Source organism: Acinetobacter sp. 25-47-130, from assembly GCF_056779705.1.
The window spans coordinates 306,534-327,266 of sequence record NZ_JBWYII010000001.1 but is presented as its reverse complement, the minus strand read 5'-3'; the positions used below and the strand labels follow the sequence as shown (position 1 = coordinate 327,266).

Here is a 20,733-nt window from a genome sequence, read left to right as displayed (position 1 = left end):
TTTTTACTGTGAAGTGGTTACAAATCCATATTACTGTCGATCAAGCACAAGTTGATTTTACTGAAACACTATTATTATCTCTTGGTGCAGTCAGTGTGACGCTAGATGATGCAGAAGATCAAGCGTTATTAGAACCACTTCCAGGTGAGACTCCGCTTTGGAACAAAGTCATCGTAACGGGTATTTACGCTCAAGAAGATGATGAAGAAATCGATGTCGTCGCACTAGAAACATTCATTAAAGACCAGATGCCTGAAGCACCTTTACGTTATGAGTTTATCGAAGATCAAGAGTGGGAACGCACTTGGATGGATGCATATGAGCCAATTCAAATTGGTGAAAAATATTGGATCGTTCCTGAGTGGATGGAAGCACCTGAAGCGGATGCGGTCAATATTAAATTAGATCCAGGCCTAGCTTTTGGTACAGGTAATCATGCTTCAACATTCCTCTGCCTACAATGGTTAGGTAAAACCGATGTAAAAGACAAAATCGTCATCGATTACGGCTGTGGTTCTGGCATTCTAGGTGTTGCTGCCCTATTGCTGGGTGCAAAAAAAGTATATGCGACAGATATTGATCCTCAAGCTGTACTCGCTACACAACAAAATGCTGAATTAAATGGCGTGCTCGAAAATTTATATGTCGGCTTACCTGAAGAATTTAATCAAGCACTTGGTGAGCAAAAGGCAGATGTATTTGTCGCAAATATTCTTGCTGGCCCACTGATGGCGCTTGCTGAGGAGTTTTCAACACTCATTCAACCTGAAGGTGAATTCGCACTTGCCGGTATTATTGAAGAGCAAGTTGATGATGTTTCTCGTGTTTATGCTGAATTTTTTGATATATTAGACAAAGAAAAGCGTGATGAAAATTGGTACCGTCTTTCTGGGAAACGCCATAAATAAGTAGAGCTTAATTTAAGATATGAGTGATAAACAAACCCGCTGCCCAAATTGCTCCACAATTTACAAGGTATCAGTCACCCAGTTAACTGTTGCCGAGGGTATGGTTTGTTGTCCTAAATGTTCTGCTGAGTTTAATGCGCTTCTACATCTATTCAATCCTCAACCGAAAGTGATTGAACCTTTAATCACAGAAGCCCAAGACAGTACAGCACCATCTGAAGATGTGATTGAACCTAAACAAGAACAACACCTATTGGATATTTTCGATCGTAAAGTTGCAAATTCAAACATAACCTTGCGTACGTATTTAAATAACTTAAATACGTTCAATCATGATCCGATTACCAACTACCCTTCTTTAAATCTTTCATCATCAATCCATGCCAATAGCCAATCGAAACCAAGAACTAGGCTTTATATTGCGACATGGGCGATCGTAAATACAATTTTAGCGTTATTACTGGTTTTTCAATTTTTATGGTTTAACCCAAATGTATTGCAACGCTCACCTGCGCTAAATCAGGCATTTATATCAGCATGTAACTTATTTAATTGTGACACGCTTGATGAACGCTATACCCATATAAAAGTACAAGACCTCAATATTGAGTCAACATCAGCGATCTCCACTGTTTTTTCAGGTAACTTGGTGAACGAATATAGCAAAGGGCTAAAACTGCCTCTGTTGAAAATAAGCATTTTTCAACAAGGTAAATTGATTTCATCCTCTATTAAAGCACCCAATGAATATTTAGTAGAAAGTTTGCATGGAATTACACGAATTCCTCAAGACAGTCCATTTGGTTTCAAATTTAGTATAAATTTTTCCCAATCTGAGTTTGACAATTATAAATTGGAAGTTATACGACCATAAGATCAAAAAAAACGATAAAAAAATTAAAAAAAATGTAGTTTTCTTGCTCACTTTTTCATAGACAATGGTATGATACGCGCCACGAAAGCTTTGTACCGCAAACTCCTCGCAATTTCTCAAAATAAATACAGTTCTGTTCATGTGCTTGATTTTTTATTCAGCGCATCAGGGATGTTTTTTGTTTTATGTGGAACCGTAACAAATATTAAACTATTGTTACGCTTATTTTTCACTCAATTGCTCTAGTTGTGGCAAGCTAATTGTTCTTGTTTTAGAGTCGACCGTTTTAGGACCTAAAACGGAGCTCGTTTTTTTATTTTGACCACAAAATCACTTTTACCCTAAGTGATTATTGATTCTCGGATTAACTCGCATGAATAGCAAATCTCCTATTTTTACTGCACAATCTGATGTCGCTCTTCGTATTCACGTAGATCGCGCAGTTCGCCATTATTTTGCACAATTGCAAGGCGAGCAACCATCTCAAGTTTATGACATGGTTTTAGCAGAAATGGAGAAACCTCTTTTATCTGTAGTGTTAGAATATACACGTGGCAACCAGACTCGCGCTGCTGAGATTCTAGGCCTTAACCGTGGTACTTTACGTAAAAAGTTGAAAGCTCACGGTTTAATGAGTGAATAAATGATAAAATGCTTGCGGCTTCCGCGGGCATTTTTTTTACCTGCTATTTAGCTTTTTTGTTTTAATTCTTGATAACTGTGACTAAATCATGACTATTAAACGCGCATTAATCTCTGTTTCTGATAAAACAGGCATTGTTGAATTTGCCCAAGACCTTGTTGCTCTAGGGGTAGAAATTTTATCTACTGGCGGTACTTATAAGTTGTTACGTGACAACAATATTGCTGTAGTCGAAGTTTCAGAGCACACTGGTTTCCCAGAGATGATGGACGGACGTGTAAAAACACTTCATCCGAAAATCCACGGTGGTATCTTGGCTCGTCGTGGTCTAGATGAAGCTGTGATGGCTGAACACAACATCGATGCGATCGATTTAGTTGTGGTAAACCTTTATCCATTTGCGGCTACTGTTGCAAAACCTAACTGCTCACTTGCTGATGCGATTGAAAATATCGACATCGGTGGTCCAACGATGGTTCGTGCTGCTGCGAAAAACCATGCGTCTGTAGGTATCGTTGTAAATGCATCTGACTATGCGACTGTAGTTGCTGAGCTTAAAGCTGAAGGCTCACTTTCTTATGCAACTCGTTTTGACTTAGCAGTTAAAGCATTTGAACATACTGCTCAGTACGACGGTATGATCGCATCTTACTTAGGCGCTCGCGTTGGTAAAGAAGAAGGTCATGCTGATCAATTTGCACGTACATTCAATACGCAATTAAATAAAGCTCAAGATTTACGTTACGGTGAAAACCCACATCAATCTGCTGCATTCTATGTTGACCCTGCTGCAACTGAAGCCTCTGTTTCTACTGCTAAACAGTTGCAAGGTAAAGAATTATCTTATAACAACATTGCAGATACTGATGCAGCACTTGAATGTGTTAAATCATTTGCGAAACCTGCATGTGTAATCGTAAAACACGCTAACCCATGTGGCGTTGCAGTCTCTTTAGACGGTATTAAAGCTGCATATGACCTTGCATATGCAACTGATCCAGAATCTGCATTCGGTGGCATCATTGCGTTTAACCGTGAATTAGACGTTGCAACTGCACAAGCAATTGTTGACCGTCAATTTGTTGAAGTGATTATTGCACCAAGCGTTGCTGAAGGTGTACTAGAAGTTACAGGTGCGAAGAAAAACGTACGTGTACTTGTATGTGGCGAATTACCTGCAATTGACGAACGTGCTCCACAAATGGACTACAAACGTGTAAACGGTGGTTTACTCGTTCAAGATCAAGACTTAGGTATGATTACTAAAGATGATCTTAAAGTTGTGACGAAACGTGCCCCAACTGAACAAGAAATTGATGACATGATCTTTGCTTGGAAAGTTGCGAAATACGTTAAATCAAACGCGATTGTTTATGCTAAAAACCGTCAAACGATTGGTGTGGGTGCAGGTCAAATGAGCCGCGTAAACTCTGCTCGTATTGCTGCGATCAAAGCTGAACATGCAGGCTTAGTCGTTGAAGGTGCAGTAATGGCATCTGACGCATTCTTCCCATTCCGTGATGGTATTGATAACGCCGCTAAAGCAGGTATCAAATGTATTATCCAACCGGGTGGTTCAATGCGTGATGAAGAAACGATTGCTGCTGCTGACGAAGCAGGTATTGCAATGGTGTTCACTGGCATGCGTCATTTCCGTCATTAATTAATGGTTCGTGTCATGATGACTTCTCATAAGTCACCTATAACACTGATAAGAGATTTTTAATCTTGCCTAAAGTCCTCTTCTATTCATTTAGTTGAGGACTTTATGTCATTTTCGATTCATGGAGTATGAACCGATGAATATTTTAGTTTTGGGTAATGGCGGTCGTGAACATGCGTTAGCATGGAAAATCGCTCAAGATGAAAAAGTAACTAAAGTTTTTGTTGCACCGGGTAATGCGGGCACAGCAACTGAACCAAAATGTGAAAATGTAGCACTTAACATTTTAGACAACCCTGCCATTATCGACTTTGCAAAAAATAATGCCGTGGATCTGATTGTTGTCGGTCCTGAAGCACCGCTTGTAAATGGTGTAGTCGATGCTTGTCGCGCGGCAGGTGTGAAAATATGGGGTCCTACCCAATTTGCAGCGCAATTAGAAGGCTCTAAAGCATTTGCCAAGCACTTCTTGAAACGTCACAACATCCCAACGGCTTTCTATGACGTGTTCACGGAAGTCGATGCTGCTAAGGCATTTGTTGAGAAAAATGGTGCGCCGATCGTAATCAAGGCAGATGGTCTTGCTGCGGGTAAAGGCGTAATTGTTGCCATGACCAATCAAGAAGCATTTGATGCGATTGATGACATGCTTGCAGGCAACAAATTTGGTGATGCAGGTTCACGCGTTGTCATTGAAGAGTTCTTGGCAGGTGAAGAAGCATCTTTCATTTGTATGATTGATGGCGACAACATTTTACCTATGGCTACGTCACAAGATCATAAACGTATCTTTGAAGGTGACCAAGGTCCTAACACGGGCGGTATGGGTGCTTACTCTCCTGCTCCTGTGGTAACGGCTGAAGTTTTTGAAAAAACCATGAATGAAGTGATGCGTCCTACCGTTGAAGGTATGAAAAAAGACGGGCACGTTTATACAGGTTTCTTATACGCAGGTTTGATGATTGATGAACAAGGTCAGCCTAAAGTAATCGAGTTTAACTGTCGTTTTGGTGACCCTGAAACTCAACCGATCATGATGCGTTTAAAATCATCTTTAGTTGATTTAGTTGAAGCAGGTATTGAAGGTAAACTTCCTGCAGAAGCTGAATGGGATGAGCGTAAAACTGTCGGTATCGTACTTGCATCCAAGGGCTACCCTGAAACCTCTAGCAATGGCGATGTGATTTCTGGTTTAGATACGGAAATGGCAGATGCGAAAGTGTTCCATGCAGGTACGAAAGCCAATGAGAATGGTGATATCGTCACTGCGGGTGGTCGTGTCCTTTGCGTGACTGCACTTGGTAATACCATTGGTGAAGCACAAGCAAAAGCTTTAGAGCTTTGCCAAAAAGTAACGTTTGACGGCGTTCAATACCGTAAAGATATTGGTTACCGCGCGATTGCTCGTGAAAATGCTTAATACAGTTTAAGTATTAAAAAACCCCGCTTTGTGCGGGGTTTTTAATTAATTTCTTAAAGTTCAATTGATGCTTTATCATCTAATTCATCAAGATAATGATTGACTGATTTTCTAAAATCTAATGGTTTAGCAATATATGGAATTGGGGCATTAGAACCACCAGTTCCTCTAACAATAATTGAACCAAAATTAAATATGCGACCTAGGATACCTTGATCTACACCAAGACTCTCTACACGATTGATTTTAAGTTCAATTGTATTACGGCGAATTAACCCAGTTTTAGCAATAATCCTTCTATTCGTTATAGCTAACTCTGTGGTCCATACGTTAATAATAGCTACTAAAATAAAAATTAGACCAATTCCAGCCATAGGTAACAATAATACCCCTATAATAATATAGCCAATTTGAGACATCCAAGACACATGTGCCCTTTCTAATATTTTTTCGTCTCTAGCTAGATTAGACTCAATGTAACTACCCATCACTACCTCATAATTATAAATTGTGCTTAATATTAGGATTTATTGAAAATATTTATACTGCTTGCAACAATATCTAACATTCCAATTCATTTCAACAAATACACAATAATTAATAAATAGTTAAATCATAATCTAAAGTAGTCCTTAAACCCTTAGAAAGAGCTTTTCCTTATTCCTGATTTACTTTAGGATGCAGCTTTACCATCATCTTAGAATATCCACGAACAAAATTAGACTGAACAATCTCAGGTGTTTCAAGCACTTCTATTCTGTCATAACGTTTGAGAATCTCCTCCCAAAGAATAGTCAATTGCATCTCAGCCAAACGACTACCCATACAGCGATGAATTCCATAACCAAATGATAGATGTTTTTTCACATTTTCACGATCAATACGAAATTCATCCGCATTTTCAAACACAGTTTCATCACGGTTAGCAGACGCATACCACATAACAACTTTGTCACCTTTGCGGATATACTGACCTTTATAAATTAGATCTTGAGTCGATACACGGCGCATATACGCCAATGGTGTCTGCCAACGAATAATCTCACTAACCATATTAGGCAACAGATCAGGATTATTCTTCAGCTTGTCTAATTCCTGAGGGAACAAATGCATTGCATAAACCCCGCCCGACATCGAGTTACGAGTCGTATCATTCCCGCCTACGATTAATAATGCCAAATTCCCCAGAAACTCTAATGGTCGCTGAATCAGATCCTTTGTCTCATCACTCCGAATAAGCATACTCATCAAGTCAAAGCTTGAAGCCTCACCTGCTTCTATACGTGCAGCCTTATCATGCCAAAGTTGTGACAAATCTCTCACCATCTCTTTTAAACCATCAAAAGTATTTTCAATGGTCATCGTACCGCCTGTCGTACCTGGCGATGAAGATGCAATTTCAGACCAATACACCAATTTACGTCGTTCTTCGTAAGGGAAATCTAGCAATGTCGCCAACATTCTTGAAGTCAGCTCAATTGATACTCGATCTACAAAGTCAAAAGCTTCATTTAAAGGCAAGTGATCAAGTACGTCTTGGGTACGTTTCCGAATCAAGCTTTCCATGTCTTTTAAGTTTTTAGGTACAAAAACCCCCTGCACAGCTTTACGCTGAATATCATGCTTCGGTGGATCCATCGCAATAAACATTTCAAGTTCTAAACCTTGCGGTTGCTCACCCAACATAATGATCGGTTCTGAAGAGAAGAGCTGATGATTTTTATCAACGTACATGACATCTTCGTACTGTGTCATCGACCAAAAAGGACCAAATAAACTGTTTGATTGATAATGTATCGGCGCATCTTTCCGTAATCGCTTAAAAGTATCCTTCCATACACCTTGCTTGTATAAAAAAGGGCTACTGACATCAAGCTCTTGTAAGGGGCAAACATTTGGATCTGGAAGTTGAATTTCTTCAATGTGATCAAAATCAGGATTCTTAAATAGGCTACTTTTTAATTTATGGTATACATGGGCAGCTTTGATGTGATTTTCTAAGGGAATATAGCGAGCGCTAAAATTCACCAAATCTACTCGAACAGCATTCATTTTTTTGACTAAATTATTCATGACAATGTGTCCTATGTGATCTCATCTTTAAATTTATATTCAGCCTTTATTCCATTAAGCTGATGATCTGTGTTTGAGCATAGAATTTAAAAAATACACAATCAGGTCATTTTTTGACATTAATAAGTCATTTTTTGACATTCTTTTTATTCAAATTAGCAGCTCTAATGAGGCTAGATTTAAGAATGATCAATATCACGCTATCTGGACTTATGTATGATGTCTAAAGGAATAGAACATAGCAATCAGGACGATAATGCAATTCGGGCATTGATTCCCTGCGCATATGTCAGAATCATTGCGCAACAATTGGGAGGTGGGCTGCGTGTATTCCCAACTTTATTGAATGACACATCTCTGACTGCTGAATTTATTCAACAGGAAGATTCCCGGATTTCAGCATCTGATTTTATTCGTATATTTGACAATGCATTGAACATGGCAGATGTTCCCGACTTCGGTTTAGAACTTGGACATCGCCTTAAACCAACGACTCATGGCGCAATGGGCTTTTTGATGCACAGTTGCCCAAACCTTTATGCTGCACTTGAAGCGATTCAACATTATCTACCTACTCGAATTGGATTTGCAGAAGTCATTCTCGAAATGCGTGATCAGCAGATGAATTGTAAAATTCAATTTAATATCGATTGCTCCACCCTTGTATATCAAAGCATGATCGAGTCTTGCATGGTGGTATTTAAAGAGTGTGCTGAATTTATTTTAGGTAAGCCATTAACTGAGGCGAAGTTGCTTTTTAGCTATCCTAAACCTGCTTACCATGCTGCTTATACAAAAATTTTTCAATGTGATTTCGCATTTTCACAATCTTTTGATGGCATTCAGATACCTTTATCTGTGTGTAAAATCCCGAATGCTTCAGCAAGTCAGGAGAACTATCTCATTGCAAAAAAACAATGTGAAAATGTACTTAAGGAACTTCTTACACCCCAAAATACTTATCAGTTTCGTGTCAAAAAAATACTGATTGAGCATTTATCAGATCCCAAAAATGAATCTGAGATTGCCGCTTCATTATTCATGAGCAAACGAACCTTAGCTCGTCATTTAGAAAAAGAAGGTTTAACCTTTAAAGAAGTCAAAGATCAGGTGCTTGCACAGCAAAGTGCTTATTTTCTTGAGCATACGCAACTCACGATTGAAACAATTGGTATGCTTCTTAATTATCACGATGCCTCAAATTTCAGACGAGCATTCAAGCGTTGGTTTGGTATGCCCCCTAGCCAATATCGGCAGAAATACAATAATGATCTTACCAAGCAAATTTCTAAATTAAATTAAATCCATATTTTTCATATTGATATATTAAATCATTATAAGGTGTTCGGCTGATAACGGGTCTTTCTAATTTTAAACACTCAAATTATAAGTATGATATTTAAAGTTTATTTATACATTCTCATAAATTGTATATGACGCTTTATGCTAAGCTAGTTCATTAACATCACTATATTGAATAAAAAAAAATTGTTATCATCAACCAACTTTTTTGTTATCAATGCTTAAATAATTGATAGCTAAATACCGAATTATCTCTAACAGATGAATAGCTTGAAGTGCTCTTGAAACAAGGACAGTTCATTTCACTATTCACCTCACTGCATATGTAAGTTGAAGATCGTTTCAACATACTCAGGAAATATCATGAAGAAAATTCTTGGTTTAGTTTTGGGCCTATCAGTGGGTATCGCTGGATGCTCAAAACAAGATGCTCCAGAAACCGCTGCAAACAACACGAATAAAGATTCAGTTCAAACCATTACAATCGCTTCTACAGGTTCAGATGCAGATATCTGGAAGTTCATTGCAAAATTGCCAGAAACTGAAGCTGCAGGTTTAAAGTTAGATGTTAAAAACTTTACTGATTATGTTTCAATGAACACTGCGGTAGCCAATAAAGAGATTGATATCAATGCCTTCCAATCATATGCATATATGGTTGCATACAATGATGCCAATACTCAAAAAATTGCGCCATTATCTACGACTTATCTTGAGCCAATGGGGATTTACTCAAGCAAAGTTAAAAATCTAAATGATTTCAAAACAGGTTCGACCATCGCAATTCCAAACGATGGTGCTAATGAATCACGTGCCCTTTTATTATTGCAATCTGCTGGTTTAGTAAAGTTAAAACCTCAATTTGACAATGTCAAAGGCACTACTTCTGATGTAACTGAGAATCCTAAACAAATCACCATCAAACCGATTCAAATGGCAACTGCGGTACGTGTGAAAGATGAAGTGGATGCCATTGTATTAGGCAACACCTTAGCAATGGAAGGTGGTTTGAACGTATTAAAAGATGCGATCTACTACGAGCCAATCGATCAAAGTACAAAAATGAATGTGAATGTACTGGCTGTAGCTGAAGGCCGTCAGAATGATCCTGTATTACAAAAGGTAGGTCAGCTATATCATACAGATGCAGTTAAGCAATATGTGAAAGAAAACTTTGGTGGCACTAAGGTTAATGTTGATAAACCAACAACATATCTCACAGAAGTTCAATAATTCTAGACTTCTGTATTTTTAACAGGCAAATTTAATTTGCCTGTTTTTCATTTTTAATAGTTCTTGACGTTATGATTGAATTTAAAAATATTAGTAAACATTATCAGCTTAAAGGCCAAACTATTCACGCCTTAGACAATATTAATCTGACGATTCCAGATGGAAGTATCTTCGGAATTATAGGCTATAGTGGTGCAGGTAAAAGTACACTGATCCGTTTGATCAATTTACTAGAAAGACCCAATCAAGGTCAAATGATCATCCACGGTCAAGATTTCACTGCTTTGAGCGCTTCAAAATTACGTCAAGAACGCGCCAATATTGGTATGATTTTCCAGCATTTCAATTTACTACAAACCAAAACCGTTGCAGCCAATATTGAAATGCCAATGAAACTCCTTGGCTGGAGTAAAGCTGAGCGTCTAAAACGCTTAGATGAGCTACTTGAGTTTATCGATTTAAAACATAAACGTGATGCTTTTCCAGATGAGCTTTCTGGTGGTCAAAAACAGCGTGTAGGTATCGCTCGGGCACTTGCCAATCATCCAAAAATTCTACTCTGTGACGAAGCAACATCAGCGCTTGATCCTCAAACGACAAAGTCTGTACTTGCCCTTTTGAAAAAAATTAATCAAGAGCAAGGAATCACCATTGTTATGGTTACGCATGAAATGGATGTTATTGAGTCGATTTGCGACTTTGTTGCAGTTATGGAGCAAGGCAAAGTGATTGAACACGGCAGTACTCTCGATATCTTTAGTCAACCTCAACACCCGACGACCAAAACATTTATTCAAACTGTTTTACAGCAGCAATTACCTATCAATATTTTAAATAACTTAGAAAATCAAAATCACCACAGTATTTATAGCTTGCAGTTCTTAGGTACTTCGGCCCAAGAAACTGTTGTGCAAGCTGCCATTAAACGATTTGATATTAGTCTCAATATTTTATTTGCCAACATGACCGAAATTAATGGCGCTGTGATTGGGCAAATGTTTGTGCAATTACTGGGTGATCCAGTCATTATTCAAGAAACCATCAGCTTTTTCCAACAACATGGCGTTAAAGTTGAGCAATCAGGAGTACGTGCATGAGAGATATGATTGTTCAATGGCTAACCGAAATTACTGAACCTTTTTGGAAAAGCTCACTTTCAATTGATCAATTTGTGACAGCCCTGCAAGAAACTTTTCATATGGTTTTCTTTGCAATGCTATTCGGTACGATTTGGGGTTTAATTCAAGGGATAACCCTACTTGTTACACGACCAAACGGGATTTTAGCCAATCGTGTGATTTACTATGGATTAAACCCTATTGTGAATGCATTACGTTCCCTCCCGTTTATTATCCTCCTGATCGCGGTTATTCCACTGACAAAAATGATTGTGGGTACTTCGATTGGGACATGGGCAGCTATTGTTCCTTTAACCATTTATGTAGGACCTTATATTGGTCGTCTGGTTGAAACTTCACTCCTTGAAGTCAACGAAGGCATCGTGGAATCAGCGCAAGCTATGGGCGCAACACCCCTACAAATTATTTTCAAGTTTATTCTACCTGAGGCACGCAGTTCCCTCATTCTCAATTTAACTACAGCTGCAATCAGCTTAATTGGTGCAACAGCCATGGCTGGCGCTGTCGGTGCAGGCGGCATTGGTGATCTTGCGATCTCCTATGGTTATCAACGCTTTGATACCAGTGTCGTTATACTCACCGTCATTGTTCTTTTAGTATTAGTACAATTGGTGCAAATGACAGGCGAAAAACTCGCCAAAATGCGATAGTAAATTAAAAAAAGATCTCAACTGAGATCTTTTTTAATATCAATCCATCCAAAGTGAAGCGATTTTTTCCATTAATTGCGCACTTAACGGCGCAGTCGGATTGCATGGATTACGCTTTGCTTCATGCGTATAAAACGCTTGCCATTCGCGTATCATTTCCAAACTAACACCTTGAGCTTTAAACTGATGAATGTCTTGCTTAGATACACTTTCTAAGCGTGCTTGAGCACCTTCTGGCCCTGTTGCCCAACCGATAACCCCTTGCCCAAAACTCGGAAGGCTCATTTGGTTGGGTGTTTGAGGAACCGCTTTACGTTCGATTGTCTCATTGACCTTACAGCTGCTTGGACGCTCGTATAATTGAGACTTTTGCAGTTGACCAACTTGAGAGTTCTGCATACAACCAACAAGAACAATCTAACTCATCACTGCGCTGATGCAAGCACTCAATCTCACTTTTATCATCATTTACTTTTTACTCGAAATTAGTTCATCAGATCAGATAATCTTAAGCTAACAACAATGCACCTCATCAAATTCGAAATCAATATTTACAATACATCGCTGTTTAAAATTTGGGTGAATTTTACAATTTGATAAGCTTGATCTAGGATGAGATCAAATAAGTCACATGCTTTAGGATCGTTTAGGATGCGTTATCAAGTTCGCGTAATTGATGTTAACAATGCGCTACAAAACTATATATGGATTATTGAAGATACTGAAACCCAAGAAATTGCAGTGGTAGACCCTACAGAAGCCAATTTGGTGGTCAACTATTGTGACTCGAATGGTTTAACACTTAAGCAAATATGGCTTACCCACTGGCATAAAGACCATATTGGTGGTGTACCAGAGTTAATCGCGGAAAAAAATATTGAAGTTTATGGTCCACGCGAAGAATTATCTAAAATTCCATTTATCAGTTGTCCACTCAATCATGATGATAAATTTTATTTTAATGACTTAAAGCTTGACGTCATCGCTGTTCCTGGCCACACCTTAGGTCATATCGCAATATTTGCAGATGAAATCGACAGTTTATTCTGTGGAGATACCTTATTTGCAATGGGATGCGGACGCCTTTTTGAAGGAACAGCTGAACAAATGTATCAATCACTTAACCGACTTTCAGCGCTCCCTCCAAGAACTCAAGTCTACTGTACCCATGAATACACGCTCTCAAATGCACAATTCGCTTTACAAGTAGAACCTGAGAATAAGGCATTGCAAGAACGATTTGAGCAAGTTCAGAAACTTCGAGATCAAAATCAAATAACCTTACCTTCCACCATTGAAATTGAACTTGAGACCAATCCTTTCTTGCGCGTCAACAGTGCTGAAGATTTTAAACGTATTCGGGAAATGAAAGATAATTTCTAAATTTAGCATTATCTATTCAAAATACAGGGGTTTATTACTGAGCGATATTCGCTCAGTTTTTATACCCTTCAGACAATACATTCTCTTCTTTATCTTAAAGCTTTAACAATATGATCAAATTCTGTCTTGTAATTGCATGAAATATATACTTATTTATAGAATTAAAATATATTTACATTAATTTAGGTTAAAGCCCTTTAAAAAGAACATCATTAACCTTATTAATATTTCATTAGTCAAAGGAGTTGTCTCATGAAGAAAGTGGTCAAAGCAAAAAATTTAATTGCATTCAGAATTTGGTTAGAAAAATTAGGGTATTCCGTTCGAAATTTAAAGGATAACCAAGGCTTCACTTTCAGTTTTAAAAAAGAATATGGTTTAGTGACATGTGACTTATCTGGAAATACTCTAGCAATGCAATTAGGTGAAGAATTCGAGGATCACTTAAAAGCTTAATCTCACCTTAATTCAACGGAATGAATACTAAATAGATCATCTTAATATTAATATCGCCTCTTTGTGGGCGATTTTTTTTGTTTGTATATTTTGGTCTTATTTATATAAAAATATAGGCAATAAAAAAGCAAGGTATCAAACCTTGCCTTAATATGGTGGGGACGGAGAGACTCGAACTCTCACACCTTGCGGCGCTGGAACCTAAATCCAGTGCGTCTACCAATTTCGCCACGTCCCCTTTGAATACTCAATTATATTACTGAGCTTCATAAAACTTGGCAGAGGATCAAGGATTCGAACCTTGACGAACGGTTTTGGAGACCGTCATGCTACCATTACACCAATCCTCTATTTCACTTACTTCAGTCATTCCACCTAGTAAATTACTTGGTGGGGACGGAGAGACTCGAACTCTCACACCTTGCGGCGCTGGAACCTAAATCCAGTGCGTCTACCAATTTCGCCACGTCCCCGATGGCTGTGTATATTATAGAGATCATTATCTCATGACAAGCCCTTTTTTTGAAAAACCTTATTGTTTGACTAAATATAAAACAATTATCCATTTTACTGGTTTTTCTTTAGACAAATTCGCTTAATATCTGTTTTAATTGATAAATATTGTCCAATCTTTGTGATTTATTTTTCATCAACATCTGCTGGAGTACTGGTGTTAAGTCAGAAAAAGGCCTAATAATTTCAACTTTTAATTGCTGACAATGCCATTTTGCCCAATCTATATAGCTTTTTTTACGGATTGAGTACTGATTTAACCATTCTAACCAAATAATACCGAGTGCATATATATCTGATGCTTGTGATTTTGACTCACCATGAAACAACTCAGGCGCCATATACCTTGGTGTTCCATGTGTAGAAACTTGAGGATGGCACTCAAAGTGAAACATCTGTTCAAAATCAATTAATTTGGGTTGACCATTCAATATTCTAAAATGTTCTCTTTTAAGATCTGCATGAACCCATCCTTGCTCATGAATCGATAGTAATGCATCTAGACTATGTAATAATAAATTGACCACATTTGAAAACTCATTGTGTGGGAAGGTCTGCATTTGAGTATAGACAGAATTTTCTACTTCAAATAGCGGCGCCGCATTTTCAATCAGAATCAATGATGAAGAATCATGTTTTGATGTAGGTGTATTGAATCTACTGTTTTCGTCATACACGATCTCAAACGGCACTAAGATCTTTGAAGAGCGAGTACTGAGTGATTGGTAGTGTTTTATCTCATTGTCGAACCACTGCTCATGCTGTGAACTGATACCCTGCTGTTGTCGCTTAACCCAATACGTTTGGTCGTCTATTTCGATACAATAAATTAGACGACCATACTGCTGACTTTGTTCAGAATTAACTGGTTGCCTGAGCAGAGGCTGAATGGTTTGCCACTGTAGATTGTTTTTCAAGAGATTCATTTTGCTGTTTCAGTTGCGTCAGCATATCCAAACAGTGTTCAATGGTTTTTCCTATACGCGCATGTGTTTCAATACTGGACAGTTTTGACCAAGTTGCCCGTTCCCCTTCTCTTTGAAGGACTTTAAACAAATGAGGTCGCGGATTTTGTAACATATAATGATAATGTCGCAGACTATAATTACCTACAATATTTAAATCCCCATAATAACGCTGATCAACAATACCATAACCGTGATCCAATAGTCGTCTAATCGTCGGCACACTGCCCATTCGGTCACGAGTGAAATTCATGACATCCATCGCAATCGTTTTACCATGTTTACGCACTAAACGTTGCGGCCAGCTGAGTAGATCTGTTCTAAAACGCTCCGCATCACTTTGCATGAATGGCACAATATGTGGATTCACCTGACTGGCAATGGTGTAATTAATATTGTAGAGACGAGCCATTTTCTCTTGTGGAAAATCACTTCTCACACTGCCATCCACCCAACGAATACTTGCCAAGTATGGTGTATGCACCCCATCATAACGCTTACTGGTCAGTCGAACTGGAGGAAATAAGATAGGAACCGCACATGATGCCAATACTGCACTCCACACCAGTAAATCTGGTGCAGTATATTTATTCATGATACGAGCATCTTCCTGAGCGACATCATAAGGTGCAACACTGATATTGATATCAAGTCCAGACTTTTCATACGCTTCTTGAAATGTTAAGTCCCCTAAATTTTCCACTAAAAATTTCTTAAGATATCGCACATCAGCAATACCACCATTTCCTCTAAGCAACTCTTTGAAACTTCTGAAATGGAATGCCTCGCTATAAAAGCTCTCTCCTGTCAGCAGCTGATCAATATCTTTTTGATCAGAAACGCCTAACATCGCCGTCATCAACGCACCAGCACTCGAACCTGATAAAACTTTCGGCATCAAATCTTGTTCCATCAGTGCCTTACACACGCCTGTATGAAACAAACCTAATGAGGCCCCACCCGAAAACATCATTGCAGGTTGACCATAGGTCAGTTGACAATTTTTAAAAAAATCAAATTTTTCTTGATACGTCAAACCCGAACATTCATTTGAAGCGATATAAATTAAACTCTGTGAAACCTCTTCAATATAGTCCTCAATAAGTTTTTTAGTGCCAATATATGTTTGTGTGAACAGCATAGGATGACCAATATTGGCGACATCATGACTCAGGCCTTCTCGCAAAATATAGATCAGATCAATTACACGATGATTCAGCTTGTAACGGCGTAAGAGATTTAAACGATGCGATATAATTTCAGCATCAAAATAGGGTGAAGTATTATCAAACTTCCATTCCTGAGCGCCCGTCTCCTCATCCAGCTTTAAGGCAATGTCTTTCCACTCTTCATAGCTCTCCGCACGTTCAAGCTCATGTTGCATTTTTTTAATTCGATACGCTTGATGCGGATTAATTTGACTACGAGTGCCTAAAATCATTGAGCTAGTCCTTTGATTTTTATTAGTTCAATTAGTTTTGTTCAGTTTTTAAACTATGCAAAAAAAGCAGAAAATAATCAACTTAATAAAATTTATTTCTTGTATCGACCAGTCATCATAGATTTATCCCTTAGATCAGTTCACATCGCTGTCGTCATCATGTAGATTAAACTTGATTTTATTGAATTGTATTTCACGAATACCTATGGCGACTCTAGAACTACCAGATCAACTGTTAACAAAAATTTCTCAACTTATTGACCAACTTAATCACACATTATCTGAACCGAGTCAGGAAATTGATTTCTCAGCACTAGGATACAAATGGCAAAATAAACGGCTGATCCCCATTCAAAAACCTAAAATAATTCATCTTGATGATTTAAAAGGTATCGAAAAACAAAAAGAAAAAATACTGCAAAACACTGAACAATTTTTACAAGGTTTACCTGCAAACGATATTTTATTGACTGGATCTCGTGGAACCGGAAAATCATCTATCGTAAGATCTTTACTGTCAAAATATGCTGACCGTGGTTTACGCATCATTGAAATTGAGCGTGATAATCTGTCAGACCTACCAGAAATACAAAAAATTATTGAAGGTCGTCCCGAAAAATTTATCGTGTATTGTGATGACTTAGCCTTTAATGCTGAAGACGAAAATTATCGTAGTTTAAAAAGTGTGTTAGATGGTTCACTAGAGTCAGGTTCTGGCAACTTTATTATTTATGCGACCAGTAACCGCCGCCACCTACTCCCAGAATTTATGCATGAAAACACCCCGATTACTAAAGTGGACGTGCCTCAATATACTGAATTACATCCGCAAGAAGCGATCGAAGAAAAAATCTCATTGTCTGATCGTTTTGGTCTTTGGCTTTCATTCTACCCAATGGATCAAAATCTTTATTTAGAGATTGTAGAGCACTACTTAAAAAAATCTGATATTGAAATGACACCTGAAGTACGTGCTGAAGCGCTACGTTGGTGCCAAGCCAGAGGTCAACGCTCAGGTCGTTCTGCATTCCAATTTTCAAAACATTGGATCGGCTCTACTCAATTAAAGCGTGATTAAGCATTTACATCAGCTTCTGCAATAAGAAACTAAGATGGAATGACGTCTTAGTTTCTCGACTTTCACTCTTTAATCTAAGTAATTAGCTTTTATTACGATAAAAGTTAATAAATTATTCATGAATAATTATAAAGATAAAATTAACAATTTAACTCATTGCTCTCTATCGATATCAAAAAATTTTAAATAAAAAAATCTCAAATATTACTTTAAGCTATTAATTTAAATAAAATTTATTAACTAAATAAGAATTAAAAAAAATAATTTAAATTTAAAACAATATAACATAACAACCATTTTTTGTTTTTCGAAAAAATTAATGTAACCCAAACTTAACAATTCAAAAATAGTATGAGGGACGCAAATAATTATAGAAAAAGGGTGCATCCATGCTTCAAATTAAAAAATATAGTAACCAACATACACAATTCCCAGAAGTTCAAAATATATTAAAAACGCTTCATCAAGCGATCTTCATGACACCAGAGGGTTGTGATTTGAATGACATTGCGCAAGCCTATGCCCCCGATGATGCTGCAAGCAAACGGGTTTTGATCTATTTTGATGAAGAAAAACCTGTTGGTTTTTTATGTATGCAACGTTATGAAATTAAAAAGAATGACAAGACAATGAATGTTTTTCGCGGTCAAGCCGGTCTTCTTAGCACTTATCGGAAATCAAATCTGTTAAAATTCCAATATATTTATTTCATTATTTCTCAAATGCTCCGCCATCCAGCACCATCATATTTTTTTGCTGTGTGTTTACATCCCTCAAGTTATCGTGCAATTACACGATATGCTTTCAAAAAAAATACATGGCCTACTCGCCTAAACCTCGATAACAATACAGAAATGCAAGACCTTTGCACCCTATTCTCTCAGCAATTCAATTATCAACTTTCAAAATCTGGCCATGTTTTTATTTATAACGATGGTCTTGGAGGAACACGCGGTTGTAAGCACGAACACGATAATATGAATGAGGATGCTGCATTTTTTTTGAATCACAATGCCGGATATATCAATGGTGATGGCATGTTAGTGATTGCGAAAATCACTGTCTTTGAGGTGTTTTACCGTTTAACTTGTCATACTTTGGGTAAAATGAATCGCAATAAATATATTCAATGGACAAAACAGCGACAACAATAGTCCCGCTTTAAACGCATCTAGCACATATTGCTCACCACAATGTTGCTTAATCATCGGTAAGAATGCATCACAGGACAGTACACCTGTGGTGCTAATTGCTGCTTGTGGTTGATGTCTTCCAAAAAGCTGTAGAAAAATGATGGAAATCAATCCTCGGATCATATCCACAATTAAGGCTTGAACTGCCAATAAGGGATTTAGTTTTTGTGAAATCATCGCAGCAGACAGACTTGCCCAACCGAATCCAGAAAGCAATACAGCACTTTCCTTCCAAATTATCAGCATAAAGTAGGCAAATATTGTATTTGCCAATACCATTATGATTGGGAGTTTAAAATCATGCCATTGCAATGTTTTGATGTTAGAGGCTGATATAAAAACTCCGATCAAAAATAGAATAATGTAGATAAGCACGTTTTGAATACTTAAAGCTATTTGCTCATCTATTAAATCCATTCGATAAGTGAAGATCCCTCCCACAAACACCAAACTAAGCAAAAGATACACTGTCAATATTTTAATGATGTCCTTAATTTGGATTGTGCCTCGTTTACTGTTTTCCTGCTGTTTCTTCTTATAAAATAGAGAACTAAACCAGTAAGTAAATACGCATACCCCGATTCCAAGAAAAACTAACTTGTTCAAAACAGCTTTAGGATTTTCTAATGCGAGTAGGTTTGGCGCTGCGTAAACAGTGCAAAAAAATATAAATAAAATCAGGGCTAAAAAAAATACTTGTTCAATGTACTTTTTAGGATGAAATTTGCGACCATATAGATAGCCAAAAATGATGATGATAAGATCCAATCAGACTTCCAAAATTATTTTTATACGTATCGCTTAGATTAATCCATAGATATAAAATTAATATGACAAAATGTTTCTTATAGAGCATCGTCATGTCTAATCATTTGTGTCTGCTAGATTTTAAGTTTAAAACTTAATTTCGCCCCGCTATCGTCCATAGTCTAATTCGTTGTTTTGATTTCTAATACAGTTCAATTTCAATCTTTCACGTGTTTAGCACATCTCTTTAAAACAACTAATCACATTTTTAAAATATCACTCACAATTCTATAATCGTTTTTCATTTGAGATCACCTAATATATTTTTAAAACTACAAAAGAGAATGTGATGGCTTACAATCATAAAGACCTCGATAACATCCCACGTAGAAGCTCTCGTGTTAACTCTCAAAGTTTTGATTACTCTTTGGACTTTAAAAAAATTAATTTCAGAGAGAGACCGGAACTCTACCGAATTGGTCGTGGTGAACAGGGTGTATTACTCGTCGAACCCTACAAATCTGAAATTCTACCTTTTTGGAAATTTGCAGATGAAGATAAAGCTAGAGAGAGTTCTAATAAGATTTATCAACTCTTTCTTGAATATTTAGCAGTCGATGATTTTGTCGGTGCAGATATGGCTCGTAAATTTTTACAAATGGGTTATACCCGAGCGAGACGTTATGCCAACCATAAAGGTGGAAAAAAATATAAAGGTCCTGTACCTAATGACAAAAAAGGTTTAAGTGGTGCTCACGGGCGTGAAGAACTACCACGCCAACAAGAAGACGCTATTAAGGCTGCAGCAGCACGAATTTTTAAAGTGAAATGGGATGAAGCTAAACAGCATTCCCACTATATTGCATTAAAAGAACGATTTAAAAACTCAATTGCGAGTCAATAAATACATTCTCACACCATTTATAATACAAATAAAATTATTTGTTTAGTTTTTATTTACAATAATAAAATAGACAGTACAATAAAGTTTGCCAAAAAATGATCGCCATTTTTAGCATTTAATGATAAATAAATCACAAATAATGAGCATG

The 20,733-nt window shown here is 37.4% G+C and carries 20 protein-coding genes and 3 tRNA genes; 14 read left to right on the top strand and 9 right to left on the bottom strand.

The window, feature by feature from the left end:
- Nucleotides 1-8: 8 nt before the first annotated feature.
- From prmA to purD, 5 genes are all read left to right on the top strand, one after another.
- Nucleotides 9-908, top strand: coding sequence for a 50S ribosomal protein L11 methyltransferase (prmA, locus tag AC1M83_RS01585; protein WP_035267660.1), 900 nt, complete (start codon nucleotides 9-11; stop codon nucleotides 906-908).
- A gap of 19 nt (nucleotides 909-927) precedes the next feature.
- Nucleotides 928-1,782: a DUF3426 domain-containing protein gene (locus AC1M83_RS01580; protein ID WP_481589815.1), complete on the top strand. Its 855-nt coding sequence runs from the start codon at nucleotides 928-930 to the stop codon at nucleotides 1,780-1,782.
- A gap of 373 nt (nucleotides 1,783-2,155) precedes the next feature.
- Nucleotides 2,156-2,425: a DNA-binding transcriptional regulator Fis gene (gene fis, locus AC1M83_RS01575; protein WP_001086304.1), complete on the top strand. Its 270-nt coding sequence runs from the start codon at nucleotides 2,156-2,158 to the stop codon at nucleotides 2,423-2,425.
- Nucleotides 2,426-2,513: 88 nt separating this feature from the next.
- Nucleotides 2,514-4,088: a bifunctional phosphoribosylaminoimidazolecarboxamide formyltransferase/IMP cyclohydrolase gene (gene purH / locus AC1M83_RS01570; RefSeq protein ID WP_481589814.1), complete on the top strand. Its 1,575-nt coding sequence runs from the start codon at nucleotides 2,514-2,516 to the stop codon at nucleotides 4,086-4,088.
- Between the two features lie 136 nt (nucleotides 4,089-4,224).
- Nucleotides 4,225-5,508 carry a phosphoribosylamine--glycine ligase gene (gene purD, locus AC1M83_RS01565; protein WP_481589813.1) on the top strand — a complete coding sequence of 428 codons (1,284 nt, stop codon included), beginning with the start codon at nucleotides 4,225-4,227 and terminating at the stop codon, nucleotides 5,506-5,508.
- 53 nt (nucleotides 5,509-5,561) lie between these two features.
- Here the strand turns inward: purD and AC1M83_RS01560 are convergent, their stop codons facing one another.
- Nucleotides 5,562-5,996 carry a PH domain-containing protein gene (locus AC1M83_RS01560; RefSeq protein ID WP_481589812.1) on the bottom strand — a complete coding sequence of 145 codons (435 nt, stop codon included), beginning with the start codon at nucleotides 5,994-5,996 and terminating at the stop codon, nucleotides 5,562-5,564.
- Nucleotides 5,997-6,165: 169 nt separating this feature from the next.
- Nucleotides 6,166-7,581 carry a cytochrome P450 gene (locus AC1M83_RS01555; RefSeq protein ID WP_481589811.1) on the bottom strand — a complete coding sequence of 472 codons (1,416 nt, stop codon included), beginning with the start codon at nucleotides 7,579-7,581 and terminating at the stop codon, nucleotides 6,166-6,168.
- Between the two features lie 216 nt (nucleotides 7,582-7,797).
- On the opposite strand from AC1M83_RS01555, the gene AC1M83_RS01550 reads away from it, so the two are divergent.
- From AC1M83_RS01550 to AC1M83_RS01535, 4 genes are all read left to right on the top strand, one after another.
- A complete protein-coding gene (locus AC1M83_RS01550; protein ID WP_481589810.1) occupies nucleotides 7,798-8,883 on the top strand; it encodes an AraC family transcriptional regulator in 1,086 nt (361 codons plus the stop codon).
- Nucleotides 8,884-9,246: 363 nt separating this feature from the next.
- Nucleotides 9,247-10,116: a MetQ/NlpA family ABC transporter substrate-binding protein gene (locus AC1M83_RS01545; protein ID WP_481588401.1), complete on the top strand. Its 870-nt coding sequence runs from the start codon at nucleotides 9,247-9,249 to the stop codon at nucleotides 10,114-10,116.
- A gap of 71 nt (nucleotides 10,117-10,187) precedes the next feature.
- Nucleotides 10,188-11,213: a methionine ABC transporter ATP-binding protein gene (locus tag AC1M83_RS01540; protein ID WP_481588402.1), complete on the top strand. Its 1,026-nt coding sequence runs from the start codon at nucleotides 10,188-10,190 to the stop codon at nucleotides 11,211-11,213.
- Nucleotides 11,210-11,905 carry a methionine ABC transporter permease gene (locus AC1M83_RS01535; RefSeq protein ID WP_035267644.1) on the top strand — a complete coding sequence of 232 codons (696 nt, stop codon included), beginning with the start codon at nucleotides 11,210-11,212 and terminating at the stop codon, nucleotides 11,903-11,905. The genes AC1M83_RS01540 and AC1M83_RS01535 overlap by 4 nt, the downstream gene beginning before the upstream one ends.
- 39 nt (nucleotides 11,906-11,944) lie before the next feature.
- Here the strand turns inward: AC1M83_RS01535 and AC1M83_RS01530 are convergent, their stop codons facing one another.
- The gene (locus AC1M83_RS01530; protein WP_481589809.1) at nucleotides 11,945-12,304 is read right to left on the bottom strand and encodes a DUF4951 domain-containing protein; all 360 of its coding nucleotides are present in this window, start codon (nucleotides 12,302-12,304) and stop codon (nucleotides 11,945-11,947) included.
- A 252-nt stretch (nucleotides 12,305-12,556) separates the two neighbouring features.
- On the opposite strand from AC1M83_RS01530, the gene gloB reads away from it, so the two are divergent.
- The gene (gene gloB / locus AC1M83_RS01525) at nucleotides 12,557-13,288 is read left to right on the top strand and encodes a hydroxyacylglutathione hydrolase (RefSeq protein ID WP_481589808.1); all 732 of its coding nucleotides are present in this window, start codon (nucleotides 12,557-12,559) and stop codon (nucleotides 13,286-13,288) included.
- A 252-nt stretch (nucleotides 13,289-13,540) separates the two neighbouring features.
- Nucleotides 13,541-13,744: a hypothetical protein gene (locus AC1M83_RS01520; protein WP_035267651.1), complete on the top strand. Its 204-nt coding sequence runs from the start codon at nucleotides 13,541-13,543 to the stop codon at nucleotides 13,742-13,744.
- 153 nt (nucleotides 13,745-13,897) lie between these two features.
- Here the strand turns inward: AC1M83_RS01520 and AC1M83_RS01515 are convergent.
- The 5 genes from AC1M83_RS01515 to AC1M83_RS01495 all read right to left on the bottom strand — a co-directional run bounded on the left by AC1M83_RS01515 (nucleotide 13,898) and on the right by AC1M83_RS01495 (nucleotide 16,663).
- A tRNA-Leu gene (locus tag AC1M83_RS01515) sits at nucleotides 13,898-13,982 on the bottom strand.
- A gap of 38 nt (nucleotides 13,983-14,020) precedes the next feature.
- Nucleotides 14,021-14,094 (bottom strand) — tRNA-Trp (locus AC1M83_RS01510).
- 38 nt (nucleotides 14,095-14,132) lie between these two features.
- Nucleotides 14,133-14,217 (bottom strand) — tRNA-Leu (locus tag AC1M83_RS01505).
- Nucleotides 14,218-14,325: 108 nt separating this feature from the next.
- Nucleotides 14,326-15,174 carry a protein kinase domain-containing protein gene (locus AC1M83_RS01500; RefSeq protein WP_481589807.1) on the bottom strand — a complete coding sequence of 283 codons (849 nt, stop codon included), beginning with the start codon at nucleotides 15,172-15,174 and terminating at the stop codon, nucleotides 14,326-14,328.
- On the bottom strand, nucleotides 15,119-16,663 hold the full coding sequence (locus AC1M83_RS01495; protein WP_481589806.1) for a DUF3336 domain-containing protein: 1,545 nt from the start codon (nucleotides 16,661-16,663) through the stop codon (nucleotides 15,119-15,121). Before AC1M83_RS01495 ends, AC1M83_RS01500 begins: the two co-directional genes overlap by 56 nt.
- 205 nt (nucleotides 16,664-16,868) lie before the next feature.
- Between AC1M83_RS01495 and AC1M83_RS01490 the strand changes: the two genes are divergently transcribed.
- On the top strand, nucleotides 16,869-17,741 hold the full coding sequence (locus AC1M83_RS01490) for an ATP-binding protein (RefSeq protein WP_481588407.1): 873 nt from the start codon (nucleotides 16,869-16,871) through the stop codon (nucleotides 17,739-17,741).
- Between the two features lie 389 nt (nucleotides 17,742-18,130).
- Nucleotides 18,131-18,895 carry a hypothetical protein gene (locus AC1M83_RS01485; RefSeq protein WP_481588408.1) on the top strand — a complete coding sequence of 255 codons (765 nt, stop codon included), beginning with the start codon at nucleotides 18,131-18,133 and terminating at the stop codon, nucleotides 18,893-18,895.
- Here AC1M83_RS01485 and AC1M83_RS01480 read toward each other — a convergent pair.
- Nucleotides 18,824-19,702 carry a LysO family transporter gene (locus AC1M83_RS01480; protein WP_481589805.1) on the bottom strand — a complete coding sequence of 293 codons (879 nt, stop codon included), beginning with the start codon at nucleotides 19,700-19,702 and terminating at the stop codon, nucleotides 18,824-18,826. The two genes, AC1M83_RS01485 and AC1M83_RS01480, sit on opposite strands and share 72 nt — an antisense overlap.
- A 328-nt stretch (nucleotides 19,703-20,030) precedes the next feature.
- Between AC1M83_RS01480 and AC1M83_RS01475 the strand changes: the two genes are divergently transcribed.
- Entirely contained in the window at nucleotides 20,031-20,585 is a 555-nt protein-coding gene (locus tag AC1M83_RS01475) for a DUF4385 domain-containing protein (protein WP_481589804.1), read from the top strand.
- Nucleotides 20,586-20,733 lie beyond the last annotated feature (148 nt).